This window comes from Microcystis sp. M49636_WE2 (genome assembly GCF_030065375.1).
GTDB lineage: Bacteria > Cyanobacteriota > Cyanobacteriia > Cyanobacteriales > Microcystaceae > Microcystis > Microcystis aeruginosa_C.
Map to the genome: position 1 here is coordinate 1 of NZ_JASJFG010000777.1, position 2,544 is coordinate 2,544.

The following is a 2,544-nucleotide window of genomic DNA, read 5'->3' on the forward strand; positions in this document are numbered from 1 at the left end:
AACAACCTTAACCGAGATAATCAGGACTAATTGCAATTATCGTCCTTATCACCCTTACAGTCACGGTTTTGTAAAATTAGCGGCGAAGAGGAACGGTCAAAATGGTTATCTTGACTATTAACCGCTAAAGTGTGAGGAAGAGAACCTAACAGCAAGGAGACCAGAACAAACAAGGTTAACGAGATTTTCATGGTTTTACTCCCTTAAGCACCATCAGGTAATTGACCTATTTTTACCATAGGGTTTTTCCGCTCGGATGTCAGTCCCATTGCCAAGAGGGAAAAAGGGGTTAACATGGAAAAAAAGGGCATATAAGTAGAATAAAGTAGAACGGGATGAAACCACAGGGATGGGACGAGTTTCTCAAACATCTAGCCAGAGAATACGGTGTTCAAGGCAAATTAAAGGAGATTTTTTTAGTTCGTTTTGCCTACGAAAATTGGCGCAAACCGGATGAGGAAATTTGGGAAATGGCCGAGGCCGCCAGCCATGAAACCTATAAAAAACAAATGACTAAAATCTATAGCTATTTCTCGGCAGATAAAGATAATGGCTGTCCCGAACTAGAATTAGGTAGTAAAGGGCCGGGTAAGTTCCAAATCCTCCGGGAATGGTTCAAAGATATCAAATATCCTGAATGGAGAAATCAACCCGCCCCGATACTAGCAGAAAAATCGGTTATAGATAGTTATATTAGCCGCCCTCCCGTCGAAAGCGACTGTTATCAAGAAATTAATCGCCCAGGGTCACTCATTCGCATTAAATCCCCCGAAAAGACCGGTAAAACTTCTCTGCTTAAACACCTGCTCGCTCAGGCAGATAGTTGGGGACATAGCACAGTTTATATTAATTGTCAAGTGGCAGAAAAGGCGATGTTTGCCAGTTTAGACCGATTTTGTCGCTGGTTTTCGGCAAATGTCAGCCGAGAATTGGGTTTAAAGCCCCAATTAGATGAATATTGGGATGAGGAACTATTTGGCAGTTTAATCAGTTGTCAAACCTATTTTCAGTCCTATCTTTTGGAACAGATTAACGGGCCGCTCTTTTTGGCCCTAGATAATTTAGACAGAATTTTCGAGTATCCCGACATCGCTAGGGATTTTCTGCCGCTTTTGCGCTGTTGGCACGAAGAAGCTAATAATTTAGAAATCTGGCAGAATTTGCGGTTAGCGATTGCTAATTCCACGGAAATCTATATTCAATTGGACGCTAATCAATCTCCCTTTAATGTCGGCCGCGCGATTAAATTACCCGGTTTTAGCCTCGAACAACTGGAAAACTTGGCTATTAGCTACGGATTGCCTAAAAATGATGATAATCAGCGTTTTCTTAGCGATTTAATTGCTCTAGTCGCTGGTCATCCCTATCTTAGCCGTTTGGCCCTGGAAGCGCGGGTGCGCGAGGAAAAAAATATTCTCCCTAATGCTGCTACCCAGGGGGGAATTTATGCGGCACACCTGCGTCATCACTGGGATAATCTGCAAAAACAGCCGGAATTATTGACAGCGATGGGGGAAGTGGTTAATTCTTCCGATAAGGGAGTGCGATTAGAACCGATTACTGCCTATAAACTGGAAAGTATGGGTTTAATTCAGTTAAAAGGCGATCTAGCCCAGCCTAGCTGTCAATTATATCAGCTTTACTTCCGAGAAGAACAGACCGGCAGCGATCTCTAGTAGATAATTATACTAAATCCGTTGAGTACAGGCTAGTTACGAGGAGAGGCACTCATGCAAGAGGCACTCATGCAAAGGGGAATAAATAATCAGTTTTTAATAACCGGATTTACTATCACATTTGCAGAAATATCGACAATCAGCAATTATCAGTGACTCTTAAATTATTACAAATATATCAGCAGCCGCGTGTAAGCATCCCACCGAAAAGCTCATGCGCTCCGGGGTTTGGGTAGGGTTGATTCATGAATCAACCCTACCATGAATCAACCCTACCATGAATCAACCCTACTATGAATCAACCCTACTATGAATCAACCCTACTATGAATCAACCCTACTATGAATCAACCCTAGGGGTTTGGGGGGTTCTACCCCCCAAAAGCTTGGATTGAGGAATAAAATCGGAAGTAACGATCAATTTTGGCAGATAGTTTCCCTTTAAAAATTCCAACTTAGTAGATTTACAAAAATGAGATGCACCCGCTCAAAGATTGCTCAACTTGCTAAAGATTGTAGTTCGGAAGTGGCATAAACTCTCACGATTTTGTCTTGGCAGGCCGTGGCGATATAATTACCATCGGGACTAAAACAAACCGAATAGATTTTCTGGGGATGGGGAATAGAAATAATGGCTTTTCCTGCTTTTAAATCCCATAATTTTAAGCTTTTATCATCACTACCACTGGCTAATAGTTGATTATTAGGACTAACACTAACTGAATTGATATGATCACTATGTTCGCTGAGAGTTTTTACCTCTGTCCCTCTTTTAATATCCCAGATTTTAATAGTTTTGTCTTTGCTGCCACTGGCTAAAAATTTGTTATTACTGCCGAAATCTACCGATAAAATACCTCCAAACCAAT

2 protein-coding genes are annotated in these 2,544 nt (G+C 41.5%); one reads left to right on the forward strand and one right to left on the reverse strand.

Annotation, left to right across the window (positions count from 1 at the left end; genetic code table 11):
- The first annotated feature begins 335 nt into the window (after positions 1–335).
- Positions 336–1,676: an AAA-like domain-containing protein gene (locus PX484_RS17855; protein ID WP_287669337.1), complete on the forward strand. Its 1,341-nt coding sequence runs from the start codon at positions 336–338 to the stop codon at positions 1,674–1,676.
- Positions 1,677–2,173: 497 nt separating this feature from the next.
- On the opposite strand, the gene PX484_RS17860 is transcribed toward PX484_RS17855, so the two are convergent.
- On the reverse strand, positions 2,174–2,544 hold a 371-nt coding region (locus PX484_RS17860), incomplete at its 5' end, for a WD40 repeat domain-containing protein (RefSeq protein ID WP_502882763.1).

Coding starts and splice junctions, on each gene's coding strand:
- PX484_RS17855 (WP_287669337.1), top strand. CDS start 336: ATGAAACCACAGGGATGGGACGAGTTTCTCAAACATCTAGCCAGAGAA.